The 17,616-nt window shown below is 69.6% G+C and carries 13 protein-coding genes; 8 read left to right on the top strand and 5 right to left on the bottom strand.

Annotated elements, in window-relative coordinates:
* The first annotated feature begins 17 nt into the window (after positions 1-17).
* Positions 18-4,430, top strand: a complete 4,413-nt coding sequence (locus tag KY661_RS10665) for an AMP-binding protein (protein WP_225410093.1) — start codon at positions 18-20, stop codon at positions 4,428-4,430.
* Positions 4,427-5,455: an NAD-dependent epimerase/dehydratase family protein gene (locus tag KY661_RS10660; protein WP_225410092.1), complete on the top strand. Its 1,029-nt coding sequence runs from the start codon at positions 4,427-4,429 to the stop codon at positions 5,453-5,455. The genes KY661_RS10665 and KY661_RS10660 overlap by 4 nt, the downstream gene beginning before the upstream one ends.
* Before the next feature lies 1 nt (position 5,456).
* On the opposite strand, the gene KY661_RS10655 is transcribed toward KY661_RS10660, so the two are convergent.
* Positions 5,457-6,212, bottom strand: a complete 756-nt coding sequence (locus KY661_RS10655) for an MBL fold metallo-hydrolase (protein WP_225410091.1) — start codon at positions 6,210-6,212, stop codon at positions 5,457-5,459.
* A gap of 6 nt (positions 6,213-6,218) precedes the next feature.
* A complete protein-coding gene (locus tag KY661_RS10650) occupies positions 6,219-7,100 on the bottom strand; it encodes a GGDEF domain-containing protein (protein ID WP_075004630.1) in 882 nt (293 codons plus the stop codon).
* Positions 7,101-7,288: 188 nt separating this feature from the next.
* On the opposite strand from KY661_RS10650, the gene glgC reads away from it, so the two are divergent.
* Positions 7,289-8,518, top strand: a complete 1,230-nt coding sequence (gene glgC / locus KY661_RS10645; RefSeq protein ID WP_225410090.1) for a glucose-1-phosphate adenylyltransferase — start codon at positions 7,289-7,291, stop codon at positions 8,516-8,518.
* A gap of 7 nt (positions 8,519-8,525) precedes the next feature.
* A complete protein-coding gene (locus KY661_RS10640) occupies positions 8,526-9,071 on the top strand; it encodes a GNAT family N-acetyltransferase (RefSeq protein ID WP_225410089.1) in 546 nt (181 codons plus the stop codon).
* On the opposite strand, the gene KY661_RS10635 is transcribed toward KY661_RS10640, so the two are convergent.
* Positions 9,068-9,514, bottom strand: a complete 447-nt coding sequence (locus KY661_RS10635; protein WP_225410088.1) for a hypothetical protein — start codon at positions 9,512-9,514, stop codon at positions 9,068-9,070. The two genes, KY661_RS10640 and KY661_RS10635, sit on opposite strands and share 4 nt — an antisense overlap.
* Positions 9,515-9,731: 217 nt before the next feature.
* Here KY661_RS10635 and KY661_RS10630 point away from each other — a divergent pair, with 217 nt between their 5' ends.
* The 3 genes from KY661_RS10630 to mltA are packed head-to-tail and all read left to right on the top strand — an operon-like array spanning position 9,732 to position 14,529.
* Positions 9,732-12,197 (top strand): sensor histidine kinase, encoded by a 2,466-nt coding sequence (locus KY661_RS10630; RefSeq protein WP_317987243.1) that lies wholly within the window; start codon positions 9,732-9,734, stop codon positions 12,195-12,197.
* A gap of 47 nt (positions 12,198-12,244) precedes the next feature.
* Positions 12,245-13,327 (top strand): hypothetical protein, encoded by a 1,083-nt coding sequence (locus KY661_RS10625; protein ID WP_225410087.1) that lies wholly within the window; start codon positions 12,245-12,247, stop codon positions 13,325-13,327.
* A gap of 8 nt (positions 13,328-13,335) precedes the next feature.
* Positions 13,336-14,529 (top strand): murein transglycosylase A, encoded by a 1,194-nt coding sequence (mltA, locus tag KY661_RS10620; protein ID WP_225410086.1) that lies wholly within the window; start codon positions 13,336-13,338, stop codon positions 14,527-14,529.
* A gap of 9 nt (positions 14,530-14,538) precedes the next feature.
* On the opposite strand, the gene KY661_RS10615 is transcribed toward mltA, so the two are convergent.
* Both KY661_RS10615 and add read right to left on the bottom strand, forming a co-directional pair.
* Entirely contained in the window at positions 14,539-15,318 is a 780-nt protein-coding gene (locus KY661_RS10615; protein WP_225410085.1) for an SDR family NAD(P)-dependent oxidoreductase, read from the bottom strand.
* 9 nt (positions 15,319-15,327) lie between these two features.
* Positions 15,328-16,488 carry an adenosine deaminase gene (gene add / locus KY661_RS10610; RefSeq protein ID WP_075004622.1) on the bottom strand — a complete coding sequence of 387 codons (1,161 nt, stop codon included), beginning with the start codon at positions 16,486-16,488 and terminating at the stop codon, positions 15,328-15,330.
* A gap of 58 nt (positions 16,489-16,546) precedes the next feature.
* On the opposite strand from add, the gene KY661_RS10605 reads away from it, so the two are divergent.
* Positions 16,547-17,614 carry an outer membrane protein assembly factor BamB family protein gene (locus KY661_RS10605; RefSeq protein ID WP_225410084.1) on the top strand — a complete coding sequence of 356 codons (1,068 nt, stop codon included), beginning with the start codon at positions 16,547-16,549 and terminating at the stop codon, positions 17,612-17,614.
* Positions 17,615-17,616 lie beyond the last annotated feature (2 nt).

Genomic DNA, 17,616 nt, shown 5'->3' with positions numbered 1-17,616 from the left:
GGCGCCCCGAGTTGGACATGAGCCAGCTGCCCGAACTGAACGTCTCTCAAGCCTTCTCCGGTAAGCGCCTGCTGTTCGCCGGCTCCACCGGCTTCGTGGGCAAGGTGACCCTCTCCATGCTCCTGACCCACTACGGGCAGGCGCTGGACAAGGTCTACGTGCTCGTCCGCAAGGGCAGCGCCGCGTCCGCCGAGCGCCGCTTCTTCGACAAGGTGGCCCCCAGCGAGCCGTTCCAGCCGCTCCGGGACGCGCTCGGCGACGAAGCCGCGATGGCGTTCATCCGGCAGAAGTGCCAGGTGCTGGATGGCGACATCACCGATCCGCGCATGGGCCTCACCGAGGCGCAGGCGGAGGAGCTGACCGGCAAGGTCGCCGCCATCGTCAACTGCGCGGGCCTGGTGTCCTTCAACCCCTCGCTGGAGGTGGGCCTCAACGTCAACACCCACGGGGTGAAGTACTCGGTGGACCTGGCGCTCCAGTGGAGCGCCCCGCTCATCCACATGTCCACCGCCTTCGTGGCGGGCAACCGCAGCGGCCTCGTGTTCGAGGACGAGGAGGTGGCCGGCTACTTCCCCAAGAAGGACGAGCTGGATGGGCGCGACTTCAGCCTGGAGCAGGAGCTGAAGGACGCCGAGCGCATCGTGGCGCGCCTGCGCGAGCAGGCCGACGACAAGGCCCTCACCTCGCTGTTCCGCAAGAAGGCGCTGGACCGGCTGGCCGAGGAAGGCCGCGACAGCCGGGACGAGAAGACGCTGCGCCTGGCGGTGGGCCGCGAGCGCAAGCTGTGGCTCACCACCGAGCTGGTGCGCGCCGGCATGGAGCGCGCCCAGCACTGGGGCTGGCCCAACACGTACACGTACACCAAGAGCCTGGGCGAGCAGGTCATGGCCGCCACGCCGGGCCTGCGCTACTCCATCGTCCGGCCCTCCATCGTGGAGACCTCGCGCCACTTCCCCTTCCCGGGGTGGAACGAGGGCTTCACCACCTCGGCGCCCCTGGCCTTCGCCGGCATCAAGGGCCAGCGCGGCATCCCCGCCGGGTTCAAGACCATCCTGGACATCATCCCGGTGGACCAGGTGGCCGGCGCCACCCTGGGCATCACCGCGCACGCCCTCACGGTGCACGAGCGGCGCGTCTACCACCTGGCCTCCGGCGACGAGAACCCGTTCTACGCCAGCCGCTCCGTGGAACTGGTGGGGCTCTACCGCCGCCGCTACTACCGCCGCAAGGAAGGCGGCAACGCGCTGCTCAACGCGGTCCGCGCGCGCATCGAGCCGCAGCCCGTCACGCGCCAGCACTTCGAGAACCTCAGCGCGCCCGCCTTCGTGAAGGGCGCGCGCCTGCTCAAGCAGGCCATCGACGAGGTGCGGCCCACCTGGGGCGCCCCCGCCGTGCAGGCCCTGCTGGACCGGGCGAAGGTGAAGCTGGACGACGTGGAGGACCAAGCCTCCAGCCTCAGCCAGCTCATCGAGCTGTTCATGCCCTTCCTCTGGGAGAACCGCTACGTCTTCCGCTGTGACAACACGCGCTCCGTCTACACGCGGATGTTGCCCTCGGACCGGGCGAAGATTCCCTGGGATCCGGCGAACATCGACTGGCGCGAGTACTGGATGGAGACGCACCTTCCCGGCCTGGAGAAGTTCGTCTTCCCTGGCCTGGAGGAGGAGACGAAGCGGCGCACCGTCATCTCCGCGCACCGCGACCTGCTGGAGCTCTTCGACGCGTCCGTGCACGCGTGGCGGCACCGGGTGGCCTTCCGCATGGTCTCCGGCGAGCGCGAGGAGCGCCTCACCTACGGCGAGGTGCACCGCTACGCGGGCCGCATCGGCAGCGCGCTCCTGCGCGCGGGCGTGAAGCACGGGGACCGGGTGCTCCTGGTGTCGGAGAACCGGCCCGAGTGGGGCACGGCGTACTTCGGCATCCTGCGCGCGGGCGCCACCGTGGTGCCCGTGGACCCGGCGCTCACCGAGGCGGAGGTGCTCAACATCGCCCGCCGCGCCCAGGCGCGCGTGTGCCTGCTGTCGGATCAGTCCTTCGAGGAGTACCCCGGCCTGGCCCCCGCGCTCACTTCGGGGGAGAACCCCAGCCAGGTGCTCAGCCTCGCCGAGGCCATGAGCGGCGACCCCGCCTACCCGGATGGCATCGGGCCGGTGCGCAAGTCGGCCGCGGCCGACGACGTGGCGAGCCTCATCTTCACCTCGGGCACCACGGGCAACCCCAAGGGCGTGATGCTCACGCACCGCAACTTCGCCTCGCTGGTGGCGAAGCTGGCCGGGGCGTTCTCCATCGGCGTGGGCGATGGGCTGCTGTCCATCCTCCCGCTGCACCACACCTTCGAGTTCTCCGCCGGCTTCCTCACCCCGTTCTCCCGGGGCGCGGAGATCTCCTACATCGACGAGCTGACCGCGGACCGGCTGGGCGACGTGTTCGAGACCGGCCGGGTGACGGCGATGATCGGCGTGCCGGCCGTGTGGCAGCTCCTGCACCGGAAAATCACCCAGGAGCTCTCCTCCCGTCCCCCCATCGTCGAGCAGGCCATCAAGGCGCTCCAGGCGACGCACGGGGAGCTGCGCAACCGCAGCTCCATCAACCTGGGCAAGCTGCTGTTCTGGCCGGTGCACCGCAAGTTCGGCGGGCGCATCAAGTTCCTGGTGTCGGGCGGCTCGGCGCTGCCGGACGATGTGCACAAGGCCTTCCACGCCTTCGGCTTCAACATCACCGAGGGCTACGGCCTGACCGAGGCGGCGCCCGTGCTGTCCGTGGCGGAGGGCACCAACAAGCGCCAGCCCGGCACGGTGGGCAAGGCCCTGCCCGGCATCGAGTTCCGCATCGACCAGCCGGACAACGACGGCATCGGCGAGGTGCTGGCCAAGGGCCCCAACATCATGGCGGGCTACTTCGGGGACCGCGAGGCCACCGAGGCCGTCCTCAAGGAGGGCTGGCTCTACACGGGAGACCTGGGACGGCTGGATGACGAGGGGCGGCTGTACCTGATGGGCCGCAAGAAGGACGTCATCATCGATGCCAACGGGAAGAACGTCTACCCGGACGAGCTCGAGGAGCAGTACAGCACCCACGAGCACATCAAGGAGCTGTCCATCGTCGGCCTGCCGGACGAGGCCGGGGGCGAGAAGGTCGCCTGCCTGTGCGTGCCGGAGTACAAGGACCGGCCGCGCGAGGAAGTGCGCCGCGAGCTGGAGGCCCACTTCCGGCAGGCGAGCGCGGAGATGCCCTTCTACCGGCGCGTGAAGGTCCTGCGCTTCTGGGACGGAGAGCTGCCGCGCACCTCCACGCGCAAGGTGAAGCGCAAGCTGGTGGTGGAGGAGCTCAAGCGCCTGGAGCGGCTGGCCTCCAGCGGCGAGAAGGCCCGCGAGAAGGTGGCCCACCCCTCCACGGGCGGCGTGAGCGACTGGCTCTACCCGCTCGTCGCCGAGGTGGTGAACCGCCCGCTGTCGGACGTGCGCCCCGAGGCGCACCTGGCCGGAGACCTGGGCTTCGACTCGCTCATGCTCACCGAGCTGTCCGTGGCGCTGGAGCAGGCGGGAGTCCCCCTGCCCGCGGTGAACGACTTGACGCAGGTGAACACCGTGGAGGACCTGCGCAAGCTCATCGTCGCCTCGGGCAAGCGGCCCGCGGCGGAGACCCGGGCGAAGGAGATCTCCGAGGAGAACAAGCGCTCCGAGGAGGTGGAGATTCCGGTGCCCCAGCTCGCGGCGGACCTGGGCCGGCAGCTGCTCACCTTCGGCCAGCAGGTGCTCTACGGCGGCGTGTTCGACGTGAAGGTGACGGGCCGGCCGTTCGTGCCGCAGAACCGCAACTTCCTCGTCATCGCCAACCACGTGAGCCACCTGGACGCGGGGCTCATCCGCACGGTGCTCAAGGAGCAGGGCCAGAAGCTGGTGGCCCTGGCGGCCCGGGACTACTTCTTCGACACGCCGCTCAAGCGCGCCTACTTCGAGAACTTCACGGACCTCATCCCCATGGACCGGCACGGCAGCCTGCGCGAGTCGCTGCGGCTCGCCGGGGAGTCGCTCCGGCTGGGCTACAACCTGCTCATCTTCCCGGAGGGCACGCGCTCGCCCTCCGGCGAGCTGCTGGAGTTCAAGCCCACCCTGGGCTACCTGGCGCTCACGTATGAGGTGGACGTGCTGCCGCTCTACCTGCGGGGCACCTACGAGGCGCTCCCCAAGGGGACCCTCTTCCCGAAGTCGAAGAAGCTCGAGGTCCACATCGGCCCCGCGCTGAAGCACACGGACCTGCGGAACCTGACGCAGGGCATGTCGCGCTCGGAGAGCTACCGCTACGCCACGAGGCTGGCGGAGGACTCCGTGAAGGCGCTCAAGGAAGGCCATGTGCTGAACATCGACGCCCAGGCCACGCCGCAGGAGCAGCGCAAGGCCCTCAGGCCCAGCGGAGGACATGACGCGTGAAGCTGCTCGTGACGGGAGGCACCGGTTTTCTGGGCATCCACCTGGTGCCCAAGCTGCTCGACGCGGGCCATGACGTCCGCCTCATTGGCCGCTCCAAGCCCACCCTGCCCAGCCTGGCCCGGGCGGAGTACATCCCCGGCGACTTGAAGGACCGCGAGGCGGTGCGCCGCGCGCTGCAGGGCGTGGAGGCCGTCTACCACCTGGCGGGGCTCGTCTCCTTCCGGGACCGGGACGCGCGGCAGATGTACTCGCTGCACGTGGACGCCACGCGCGAGCTGCTCAAGGACGTGCGCGAGGCCGGGGTGAAGCGCTTCATCCTCGCCTCCACCTCCGGCACCATCGCCGTCTCCAAGGACGAGCGCATCGGCACCGAGGCGGATGACTACCCCATCACCGTGGTGGGGCGCTGGCCGTACTACCTCTCGAAGATTTACGAGGAGAAGCTGACGCTCGAGTTCTGCCGCAAGCACGCCATCCCCCTGGTGGTGCTCAACCCGAGCCTGCTGATGGGGCCCGGGGATGACCGGCTCTCCTCCACGTGGACGGTGGTGAAGTTCCTCAACCGGGAGCTGCCCGCCATGCCCGGCGGCGGCATGTCCTTCGTGGACGCCCGGGACGCGGCCGAAGGGTTCTTCCAGGCGCTGACGCGGGGGGAGCTCTACGGCCGCCACCTGATGGGCGTGAACATGTCCATGACGGACTTCTTCGACCGGCTGGAGCGGCTCACCGGCGTGGCGGCGCCCCGGCTCCGCCTGCCCTCCCAGCTCAACGTCCTGGGGGCCCACGTGCTGGAGCGCTGGGCGAAGATGCGGGGCTCGGAAGCCGTCCTGGATCCCCAGGAAGTGGACATCGGCGAGCACTACTTCTACCTGGACGCCACGAAGGCGGAGCGCGAGCTGGGCTTCGTGGCGAGAGACCCGCAGCAGACGCTGCACGACACGGTCCAGTACATCTACACGAAGATGCCGCCCAAGAGCCTGCCGGGCATCAAGGGCCACCTCGCGGAGAAGCGCGAGGGCACCTGACCTAGCGCAGCAGCCCGCGCAGCGCCTCGCGGGCGTTGTCCGTGACGCCCGAGTGCCCATCCGCCGTGCGCGTGAAGGGCACCTCGGCCAGCTTGCGCAGGGACGCGACGTTCTGCGCCCGGCTCTCCGACATGAGGAAGGGCGCGGGGGCCAGGCCGCTGTTGCTGTGCACGAGCGAGTCCCCGGTGAAGAGGACGTCCCGCCACAGGTACATCATGCTGCCCGGGGTGTGCCCCGGCACGTGGAGGGCAAGCACCTTCTCCCCGTCCAGGTCCAGCTCCTCCCCGTCCCGCGCCGCTTCCAGCTGAGTGGGCACCGGGGGCCGGGGCAGCAGGCCGGTCAACCGGCCCACGGGGCTCTTCAGGGGAACCCGGCCCAGGAGGATGGCGGTCTCGCCCGGCCCCACCCACACCCGCGCGTTGGGAAACAGGTGCGCACCGGCCCAGTGGTCGATGTGGCCATGGGTAATGAGGATGCTGTGCACGTCCTCGGGGCTCAGCCCCTGCGCGGACAGCTCCTGGAGCAGCGCCTTGCCCTCCGCGTCTCCCCCCGCGTCCACGAGCACCGCGCCGTCCTCGGTCTTGAGCACCCACGCGTAGGACTGGCCGGTGTTCACCCCGGTCAGCGCCTCGCCCACCTCGACCCGGGAAGGGCCCCGCTTGGGCAGCGAGGGCCACACCGCGGCCAGCCCCAGCACCGCCAGGCCCCCCAGCACGAACACGGCCCGGAGCCACTTCGATGGACCGCTGTCCGCCACCGGTGCTTACCCGATGACCCGGTTCCGCCCGGACTTCTTCGCCTTGTACAGGTTCGCGTCCGAGACCTTGATGAACTGGGAGGGCTCGGTCATGTCCGCCGTCATGTCGGCCACGCCGATGGAGATGGTGACCGGAATCTCCTTGTCCTCGAACATGAACGTCTTCTCTTCGATGAGCTTGCGGATCTTCTCCGCGAACAGCCGCGCCTTGTCCGGCCCGTCCTCGGGCATCACCAGCGCGAACTCCTCGCCGCCGTAGCGCGCGAAGCACTGCTCGCGGCGCACCAGGCGCTTAACCGACTGCGCCAGCTCGCGCAGCACGTGGTCCCCGGCCAGGTGCCCGTGCACATCGTTGATCTTCTTGAAGTGGTCGATGTCGAAGATCATCAGCGACAGCGCCCGGTGGTAGCGGTGCGAGCGCCCCATCTCCCGCTCGAGGTACTCGAGGAAGTAGCGCTTGTTGCTCACCCCGGTGAGGCCATCCGAGATGGTGAGCGTGTAGATGGTCTCGTGGTACTGGGTCTCGATGTTGTCGCCATCGAGGAACTTGAAGATGGAGCCGCCCACCTTGACGAGGTCTCCGCTGCGCAGCGGCTGGGGCTGGCGCACCTCCTCGTCATTCAGGTAGGTGCCGTTGGTGGACCCCAGGTCCTCGACGAACATGCGGCCTTGCCGCACGAGGATGCGCGCGTGCCGGCGCGAGACGTTGTCCAGGTCCACGACGATGTGGTTCCCCTCATCGCGGCCGAGCGTGTACTCCTCGCTCTCCAGGACATACTTCTTCCCCAGCTCCGGACCGTGGATCTGGACGAGGCAGCAATCCCGATTGGCTGCCTTTCCGACGGTAATCGTGGAGATCTTGGTGACCCGAGTTTCATCGGCAGCCATCGAGACCCAGAATTAGCACGCTTCGGGGAGCGGAAGCCATGTAGGTAACACTGCGCCGCGCCCATCGAGCAGGCGCGGGGGGTTGCCTCCGGGTGCCCCCCCCTGGGCGGTTGTCAACTCAACGAACCACCCGGACTTGACGCAAGCACTCTTGTCGGAGAGGGCGGCAAGGCTAACGTGCCGCGCCTATGGCAAAGCTGTTGGCGATGATTCTGGCAGGTGGTGCGGGGACCCGGCTCGAGCCGCTCACGCGCGAGCGCGCGAAGCCGGCGGTGCCGTTCGGCGGCCGGTATCGCATCATCGATTTCGTTCTCTCCAATTTCGCGAACTCCGGCGTGTACCGGATGAAGGTCCTCACGCAGTACAAGAGCGACTCGCTGAACAACCACCTGTCGCGCACCTGGCGCATGACGGCCTTCCTGGGCCACTACGTGGAGGCGGTGCCGGCGCAGATGCGCACCGGGCTCGACTGGTACAAGGGCAGCGCGGACGCCATCTACCAGAACCTCAACATCATCACGGACGAGGAGCCGGACTACATCTTCGTCTTCGGCGCGGACCACGTGTACCGGATGGACACGCGGGAGATGCTGAGCTTCCACGTGGCCAAGAAGGCCGCGTGCACGGTGGCCGCCATCCCGGTGCCCATCGAGCAGGGCCGGGAGTTCGGCATCATCGACGTGGGGCCCGACGGGCAGATGCGCCAGTTCCTGGAGAAGCCCAAGGACCCGCCGCCCATGCCGGGCAACCCGAAGATGTGCCTGGCCTCCATGGGCAACTACCTCTTCTCCACCGACGTGCTGGTGCAGGAGGTAGTCCGGGACGCGGCCGACGAGAAGAGCGCGCACGACTTCGGCAAGTCCATCATCAGCGAGCTGTACAAGCACGCCCCGGTGTACGTGTACGACTTCGCCCAAAACCGCGTCGCGGGCCAGGAGGAGAAGGAGCACGGGTACTGGCGCGACGTGGGGAACATCGACGTGTACTACCAGTCCAACATGGACCTGGTGGAGGTGGACCCCACCTTCAACCTCTACAACGACCGCTGGCCCATCTACACCCAGCCCAACAACCTGCCCCCCGCCAAGTTCGTCTTCGCCGACGAGCCCAACAGACGCGTGGGCAAGGCCATGGACTCGCTGGTGTCCGAGGGCTGCATCATCTCCGGCGGCGGGGTGAAGCGCTCGGTGCTCTCCCCCAAGGTGCGCGTCAACTCCTACTCGGAAGTCGAAGACTCCATCCTCTTCGAGAACGTCACCATCGGGCGGCGCTGCCGCATCCGCCGCGCCATCATCGACAAGAACGTGGAGATTCCTCCCGGGATGACCATCGGGTACGACCTGGACGAGGATCGCCGCCGCTTCCACGTCACCTCGGGGGGCGTCGTCGTCATCCCCAAGGGCATGAAGGTGACTTGAGCGCCGCATGCCCCGCCGCCTGAGCATGCGAGAAGCAGACGCGGGGGACCGCCACGGCCTGTGGCGGCTCCACACCCGCTCCGTCTCCTCGCTGTGCCGGGGAGCCTACAGCGCCCAGGAGGTGAGCACCTGGGTGGACCTCCTGCGGCCCGAGGCCTACATGCCCGTGGACCCACCCCGGACGGTGCTCGTCGCCGAGTGGGAGGACGAGCTGGTGGGCTTCGGGCAGCTCGACCCAGTGCGCGGAGAGCTGGAGGCGCTCTACGTCGCCCCGGAGACGGTGGGCCATGGCGTGGGCTCCGCGCTGCTGTCCGCGCTGGAGGCGCTGGCCTGGGGCGCCCATGCGCGGACCCTGAACCTGGATGCCAGCCTCAACGCGGAGTCCTTCTACCGGGCGCGGGGCTACGTGCCCCTGCATGCGGCCCGGCGTGTCCTCACGCCGGAGGTGCAGCTGGTGTGCACGCGAATGCAGAAGCGCGGGCCCGGGGTGCTCCTCCCCACCGGTGCGGGCGTGGGAGCAGGTGCCCCCAGGCCCGGCGCCGCGCGGCGCTAGACGGTCCGGAAGGCGGACTTCACCTCGGGCTTGTTGAGCGTGATGAGCGACCAGATGCCCACCGGGATGCCGATGCAGTAGCACCCGAAGCACGGGATGAGGGCGATGATGGAGGCCGCCATCGCCATCTTGTAGTTCTCCAGGTTCTTCATCTTCAGTCCGCCGAAGAAGACCAGGCCATTGAGGGCCAGGCTGATCAGGTTGACGAAGATGCCGCCCTTGCTCGACGCCGTGGCGAAGGTCTTCACGCCCTCGGGAAGGTTCGGATCGCTGAGGATCTGCTCCATCTGCGCGGCGCTGCCCCCGGTCAGGGACTGCACGGCGCCCAGCAACGCGAAGGCGATTCCGATGCCGCCGCTGACCATCAGCAGAATCCCGGGCAGGTTCACCTTCTCCCGGGCATCGCCGCCCATCGGCCCCGGCCCTCCAGACATGTCTTCCATCTTCCCTCCCTGAAATGATTGGCGTGAGCTTCGTTCCGGACGCACGGCCCGGGTTCAGCGCGATTCCACCCGCAGGGCGCGCTGGGCGCCAGGACTTAGCACACCCTCACGCGCCGGGCCGCACGCGGGGCGTCTTCTCGTTGGACTCCACTGGGCTGGCTTGCAATCCTGTTCGACTTGGCACGGCCTTGGCCCCTGGCTCCGGAAACCTCTCCCTTTGATTCGCGTTCGTGTCGAGCAAGTCGCGGCTGCCTTCGGACTGCTGGTGGGCATCACGATGGTCTACGTGCCCTACGAGTTCGGCGCGCGGATCTTCCAGCCCATCTACCCGTACATCCGGCTGCTGGGCTCGGCGTTCCTCGTGGGCTCGGCGATGATGATCGCCTCCATGCTGTACAGCGGCTGGCCCGCGTGGATCCGCTGGTCCGGCTGGGCGCTGTTCCTCGTACCGCTGGCGATCTACTGGTGGACCGCGTCCGTCACCTTTCGCGGCCTGACGGGGGGCATCCTCTACCCCCTGATGGCGGTGGGCCTCCTGCTGGAGCAGCTTCCCCGCTGGCGTGAGCGGACCTTGCTGCCGTGGTTTCTGGCGGCGGTGTCCGTGTCGTTCGGGGTGCTCCTGCTGGTCAGTCCCAGCCAGGCGGGTCCCACCATCAGCCGGGGAATCGCCCCCATGGCCTTTCCCATGGCCCTGCTCTTCCTGGGCTCCAGTGTCCTGCTCACCGTGGGCGGGCTGCGCGGCCACCGGCACCTGTGCCGGGCCGGGGCGGGGGTGCTCTGTGTCCTGTTCGCGATCATGGCCGTGGTGCTGGCCGCCGCCAACTCCTGGACGGGAATGGAACTCTACATGGTCCTGTCCCTGGGCTGCCTGCTGCTGGCCACCGTGACGCGGCAGCCCCAGCCCTCCGGGGTCCGGTGGCGGCTGTTCCGCGGCATGGCCCTCGCGTCGGTGCTGCCCATCATCGCCGTGGGGGCCCTGGCCTCGGTCCTTGCGCAGAAAGCCATCGAGCGCGAGCTGCGCGGCAAGGCCCAACAGGCGGCCCTGGCCGAGGCGGCCTGGCTGGAGCAGAGCGCGTCGATGTCCCGTGCCCTGCTGTCCACCCAGGTTCAGGACCCTTCGCTGCGGGGATGGATCCGCGACCGGGACACGGCCTCCCTGCGGACGCGGTTTTCCCTTCTCGAAAGGGTCTCCGGCCAGTTCGATGAGGTCTGGATGCTGGATGGCCACGGGAATGTGGCCGTGGCCTCCCCCCGGACCGGCCCCATCCAGGGCAACTTCGCGCACCGGGACTACTTCCAGGAGGCCCTGGCCTCGGCCGGGGTGTACCTGTCCCGGCCCTTCCTCAACGCGGCGGGAATCCCCGCCGTGGCGTTCTCCGCACAGGTGGACACGGGCCTGCCGGCCCCGGATGTCTTCGTGGGAGGGGTCTCACTGCTCCGGCTGGGCAATCAGGCGACGCTGGCCTCCCAGCAATACCACGTCGAGCTCTTCGACCGGAGGGACGGCCGCCTCCTGCGGGAGACCGAGCGGGGCGAAGTCCTCACGCGCGCGCCCGTTCTCTCCCTCGTGAAGGAGGAAGAACTTTCCGTGTCCGAGGGCCTGCTCGAGACCTTCAATGCCTCGGGGCAACGGCTCCTCATCGCCCACGCCCAGGTGCCGGGCACCCCCTGGACGGTGGTGGTGATTTCGCGCCTGCGCCAGGCGTTCGCGCCCGTGACGCGGCTGAGCGCCATCGTCGTGGCGGTCGCCCTGCTGGCGGGGGCGGTCGCGCTCCTGCTGTCCCAGTGGGTCGGCCGGGATGTGGCGCAGCGGCTGGGCGCCCTCCGCGACGGCTTCTCCGCGCTCAAGACGCTGTCGCTCAAGCAGCCCATTCCCGCCCGGGGAGACGACGAAGTCGCTCAGCTCACGGCGAGCTTCAACGAGATGGCGGCCCGCATCGAACAGACCCAGAAGGAGCTGCGCGAGGCGGTCTCCATCCGGGATCAATTCCTGTCGATGGCCAGCCATGAGCTTCGCACCCCGCTGACGCCCCTCAAGGCCACGCTCGAGCTGCTGCTCCGGCAGGCTCAGGACAACCAGGTGCTCCCCCTGGAGCGGCAGCGCTCCACGCTGGAGCGGTTGCGGCGGCAGGTGGACCGCCTCACCCGGCTCGTCTCGGACATGCTGGATATCGCCCGCCTCCAGGGAGGCCGCCTGTCCCTGAAGCGCGCGCCCATGGACCTGTCCGCGCTGGCCCGCGAGGTGGTCGACCGCATCCAGCACGCCAGCCGCGAGCGGCGCACGCCCATCCAGCTCGAGCTTCCCGAGGCCCCCCTGGTGGGCCAGTGGGACGAGCAGCGCCTCGACCAGCTGTTGACCAACCTGGTGGAGAACGCGGCGCGTTACTCGCCTCCGGACGCCCCCATTCAGGTGCGCCTCCACGCCGAGCCGCCCCGGGTCCACCTCGCGGTGGAGGACCGGGGCATCGGCATCCCCGCCGAGAGCCTGTCGAGCCTGTTCACCCCCTTCTTCCGGGCCCGGAACGCGGCCCAGCACTACGCGGGGGGCCTGGGCCTGGGCCTGGCCATCTGCCGGGAAATCGTCGAGCGCCACGGGGGAACCATCCAGGCCACGAGCCCCGGGCCCGGACAGGGGACCCGCTTCTCCGTGTCCTTGCCTCTCGACTCCCAGGACACGCCGTGAACAGGATAGAACCCGCGCGCGGATATCCATGACGAAAGGGGAGGAACATGGCGAGCAAACACCGGGAGCCCCGGCCCCCCGCGGTGTCCACCGAAGAGACGCGCATCCGTCCGCTGGAGGAGGAGGCGCCGCCCGCTGACGAGGAGGAGTCCTGGGAAGCCCCGGAGGATTCCACCCGCCTCGTCCTGAATACCTCGCCGCCCCAGCCCACCTGGGAGGAGCCCGAGCCGGAGGAGGAGACGTCCCCCGAGCCACGGCTGCGCGGCCCGGCCACGCCCCCTCCCAACGACGACGCCACCCGGCCCATCCGCCGGAACACCGGGGCCCGCCGGGCCCTGGAGGCCGCGAAGGCCGAGCCCCCCGCCCCGGCCACCGCGCCCTACACCCTCCCACCGCTGGAGATTCCGGACACGCCCGCCCCCAAGCCCGCCGCCAGGCCCTCCGCCAAGCCCGCCGACGGGAGCCTTCACGCGCCGATTCCCACCGTCACCCAGCCCGACTACCGGCTGGAGGCGCCGCTCGAACCGGCCTCCGTCATCACGGCGGCCAGCGCGGGAGACCCCCATCAGACGGGGGAGAAGCTGCGCACGGCGTTCGCGAACAAGGCCGCGGTGATCGCCGATCTCGTCCGGGCCGCGTTCGCCCGGAAGAGCTATGGGACGGCCGCCTACCGGCTGCGCATCGACGAGCCGGATGGGCCCAGCACCGCGGGGGGCCTCCTGGCCCGGCAGCCCATCTCCCTCGTGTCGACGCAGGAGTGGGCCCCCGCGATTCCCTGTGGCTGGGTGGATGTGTCGAAGAAGGAAGCCCAGCTGCGCAACCATGCCGCGGTGTTGAAGCGCCACCGGAGCCGCTACGGCCGGGGCCTGGACCTCACCGAAGAAGAGTACGAGCGGTTCTTCACCGAGCTGGTGGACACCCTCTTCTACGGCGGCATCAAGGTCCTGGTGCTCATCCCGGATGAACAGGAGACGCCCCCGGCCCAGGCGCACCCCCGGCAGGCGCCGTCCCGCTCCCGGCGGGGCACCCTCCTGTGGATTGCGCTCGCCTTCGCCCTGGGGGTGGGCGCGGGGATGAATGCGGGCCGCGTGTTTCCCGCGCTTGCGCCGTCCCAGGCCGGTACGCGATAGACCCTGGCATGCGATTGTCTCATGCCCTCGGGTGGGCCGCGTGCCTGCTGCTCGCCGCCGCGTGCTCCCGCGCGGCCCGGGCCCCCATCACCCGCCCTGAAGAGGCGCTCGTCCCCCTCTCGCGTCCCCTGGAGCTGAGCGACGATGGTGATGCCGAGTCGCTCCGGACGGCGATCTCCCAGAGCCTGACCTGGCTCCGCGCCCAGCCCGCCGGCAAGGGCTTCATCTTCGGACCGCGCACCGTCACCGCGGGGGAGATGCGGGATGCCCTGGAGCGGTTGAGCGCCCGCGTCACCCCGGGCCTGACGCCCGCGGAGCTCACCCGGCGCGTGCTCGAAGATTTCGAGTGGATGGAGGCCGCGGGTGGAGAGGACGGCACGGTGCTCTTCACGGGCTATTACGAGCCCCTGATCGACGCGAGCCTGAGCCCCACGGGCGAGTACGCCACGCCCATCCACGGCCCCCCGGGCGACTTGCTGGAGATTTCGCTCGAACCGTTCGCCGAGCGGTTCAAGGCGGAGCGCCTCTTCGGACGGCTCGACGGGCGGCGGGTGGTCCCCTACTGGACCCGGTCGGAGATTCGCGGCGGCAAGCTGGGGAACCAGAAGCTGGAGCTGGCCTGGGCGAAGGATCCCGTGGCGCTCTTCTTCCTGGAGGTCCAGGGCAGCGGCATCCTGCGGCTGCCAGACGGGACGGAGCGGCGCGTCGGCTATGCCGCCTCCAATGGACGGCCCTACCGGAGCATCGGCGCCCTCCTCATCCAGGAGGGCGCCATTCCCCGCGAGACCATGTCGATGCAGGCCCTGCGCGGTTGGCTGGCCCTGAACCCGGCCCAGTGCCACCGGGTGCTCGACCACAACGAGTCCTACGTGTTCTTCCGCTTCCTGGAGGGCGCCTCGGTGGGCTCGCTCGGGCGGCCGGTGACGCCGGGCCGGTCCATCGCCACGGATGCACGGCTGTTCCCCCGCGGCGCGCTGGCCTACATCCGGACCGAACGGCCCGTGGCCACGGCGGACGGCCAGGTGGCGTGGCAGCCCTTGTCCCGGTTCGTCCTCAACCAGGACACGGGCGGTGCCATCCGTGGCGCGGGGCGGGTGGACGTCTTCTGGGGCCGGGGGGCCGATGCGGAGCTGGCCGCGGGCCTGATGAAGCAAAAGGGACGGCTGCTCTTCCTCGTCCCCAGGGCCCCGCGGACGCCTTAGCGCCGGGGCTCAGACCACCGGGGACAGGCCGCCGTCCACGTTGAGGGCCGTCCCACTGATGTAGGACGCCCGGGGGGAGACGAGAAAGGCCACCGCGTCGGCGAACTCCTCGGCCCGTCCGATGCGGCCCAGGGGAACCCCCGCGTCCCGGCTCATCTGGGCGTACAGCTCCGCCGGGGGCTTGCCGGAGGCCTCGGCGCGGCGCGCCCACTGGCCGCTCTCGATCATTCCCACGAGCACCGCGTTCACGCGGATCCGGTCGGGCCCCAGCTCCTTGGAGAGGGCCTTCATGAGCGCCATGCCCGCCGCGCGCGTCACCGACGAGGGCATGGACTGGGCGCCTGGGGCCTTGGCCCGGATGGACAGCACGTTGAGGATGGCCCCGCCCCCGGCCGCGCGAAGGTGCGGCACTGTCAGCCGGGCGGCCCTCACCGCGGCGAACAGCTTGAGCTGGAGATCCTCCTCCCACTGGGCATCGCTCAGCGCGCTGAAGGGACCCGACGCGGCGGAGCCCGCGTTGTTCACCAGCGCATCCACCCGCCCCCAGCGCGCGTGGGCCGCCTCGATGAAGCGCTCCAGCGATTCGGGTTGAGTCACGTCCGTAGGCAAGGCCAGCACGTCACCGCCCTGGGCGCGCAAGGCCGTGGCGGTGGCCTCCAGCCGCTGCGCGTTCCGGGCACACAGCGCCACCCGGGCCCCCTCCTGGACGAGCCGGCCGCACACGGCGGCCCCCAGCCCCTCGGAGCCGCCCGTGACGAGCACCACCTTCCCGGCGAGTTCCAGGTCCATGGGAGCCGCTCAGGCGGGCTGACGCACCATCTTCGGCCGGGTCTCGAACGCGGCCAGCGTGGTGGCGATCTCCTGGTTCACGCTGCGCAGCAGGTCCTGCTTCTCCCGGAACGGCAGGAAGGCGCTCTTGAAGCCGGAGACGAGGATGGTGGCGAGGTCCTCCAGCGACAGCCCCAGCTCCTTGTGCGCGACCCACAGCTCCTTCGTCACGGTGGTGTCGGTGATGAGCCGGTTGTCGGTGTTGATGGTCACCCGCAGGCCGTAGTCGAAGTAGAACTTCAGCGGGTGCGCCGCGAGGCTCGACACCGCCCCGGTCTGCACGTTGGACGTGGGGCAGACCTCCAGCGGGATGCGGTGGTCGTTCACGTAGTTGAGCAGGTCGCCGTCCTCGCGCAGCCGCGTGCCATGGCCAATGCGGTGCGCGCCCAGGTAGTGGATGGCCTGGGAGATGGACTCGGGACCGAACGCCTCACCGGCGTGCGCGGTGCAGTTGACGTTGTTCTTGAGGATGAGCTGGAAGGCGTCCTTGTGGTCCTTGGCGGGGAAGCTCGCCTCGGCGCCGGCCAGGTCGAAGCCGATGACGCCCCGGTTCTTGTAGGCAACGCTCAGCTCCGCCAGCCGCATGGACGTCTGCGGGTTGATGTGGCGGATGCCGCAGACGATGACGCCGTACTTGATGCCCGTCTCCCGCTTGGCCGTGCGCAGCCCCTCGAGCACCGAGTCGATGACCGTGGTCATCTTCAGCCCCTTCTGCAGGTGCAGCGCGGGCGAGTAGCGCACCTCCAGGTAGCGCACGTTCTCGGCCGCCGCGTCCACCGCCAGCTCGTAGGCGGCGCGGTAGAGCGCCTCGGCGGTCTGCAGCACGGACAGGGTGACATCGAAGGCCACGAGGTACTCCTCGAGGCTCTTGCACACCTCCCCCATGTGGATGGCCTTGGCCAGGCCGTCCTCGGTGTCCGCCAGCAGCTTCACCTTCTGCTGCTCGGCCAGCTCCAGGATGGTCCTCAGCCGCATGGAGCCATCGAGGTGGCAGTGCAGGTCCGTCTTGGGCAGCGCGTGGAGCAGCTCCTCGGTGACCTCCAGCGTGGGAGGTGGGGAGATATCGGTGCGCCGTGCGGCCGAAGGAATGCCCGTGGCGTTGGGCAGCTCGTCGTCACGAATGGAAGCCATGGTCACAGTTCCTTGCTTGCCAACCCGGTGGAGGGCTGGAAGATGCATCCCTCAAACCATGCTGCCGCGCGCCTGTCCATGCACCCTCTTGTGGCTCGTGCTCCTGGTGACAGGGACGGCGGGCTGCCAGCGCCCGGCGGAGCGGCGCTTCGAGTTCTCCGCCAACGCCTCGTCCCGCTCGGGGCTGGTGGCCCTGGAGGATGGCGTCCTGGTGGGCACCGAGACCGGCGCCTTGCTCCGGCTGGACCGGACGGGCAAACCCGGTTGGCGGCTCCGGTTCGCGCAGGAGGTGGCGGCACGGCCCGTGAAGTCCAGCAATACGGTGGTTGTCGGAACAACAGGGGGAGAGCTGGTGGGCGTGGAGATTCCCACCGGCCAGGAGCGCTGGCACCTCACCGGCCAGCCACCCATCCTCACGGACCTCACGGCGGATGCATCCTCCGTCTATGTCCTGGATGCGGAGGGGGGCGTCCGCGCCCATGCGCTGGACACGGGGCAGGTGCGTTGGAGCCGCCCGCCCCCCAAGCAAGATGCCTCCCCGGCCCGCCCGTCCGCCCCGCTTCTCATCGGCGACACCCTGGTGGTGGCAACGGGAGCGGCGGGCCTGGTGGCGCTCTCCACCGAGGACGGCACGCCACGGTGGACCCACCCTTTGGAGCAGGTGCTGGGACTGGCCCTGGACGCGGGAACGCTCTACGCCACGGCGAGGAACGGCCGCGTAGTCGCCCTGAACGCCTCGGGCGGGGCCCTGCGCTGGGAGAAGCAGCCTTCCACCCTGCTCACGAGCCCGCCAACGGTGGCCCTGGGCAAGCTCTGGGTGGGAACGGGGACCGAGCCGCCCCAGCTCCTCGCGCTCTCGCCCGGGACAGGAGAGACGTTCTCCAGCACGAACTTGCCCGCACCGCTGGTGACGCGGCCCGCCATCTGGGAGGAGCGCCTGCTCATCCCCACCAGTGGCAGCCAGGGCCAACTGCTCGTCCTGAACCCCGAGGGGATGACGCCCCTCTTCTCGCTTCAGGCCGACACCCCGCTTCGCACGGAACCGGTGCTGCTCGGCGCTCAGCTCTTCGTGCTGGGCCTGGACGGGCGGGTGCTCTCCTGGACCCTCCGCGCCCCCAAACGGTGAGC

Source organism: Allostigmatella hybrida (assembly GCF_020103775.1).
Classification (GTDB): Bacteria; Myxococcota; Myxococcia; order Myxococcales; family Myxococcaceae; genus Hyalangium; species Hyalangium aurantiaca.
This window is presented reverse-complemented; position numbering and strand designations above follow the sequence as displayed.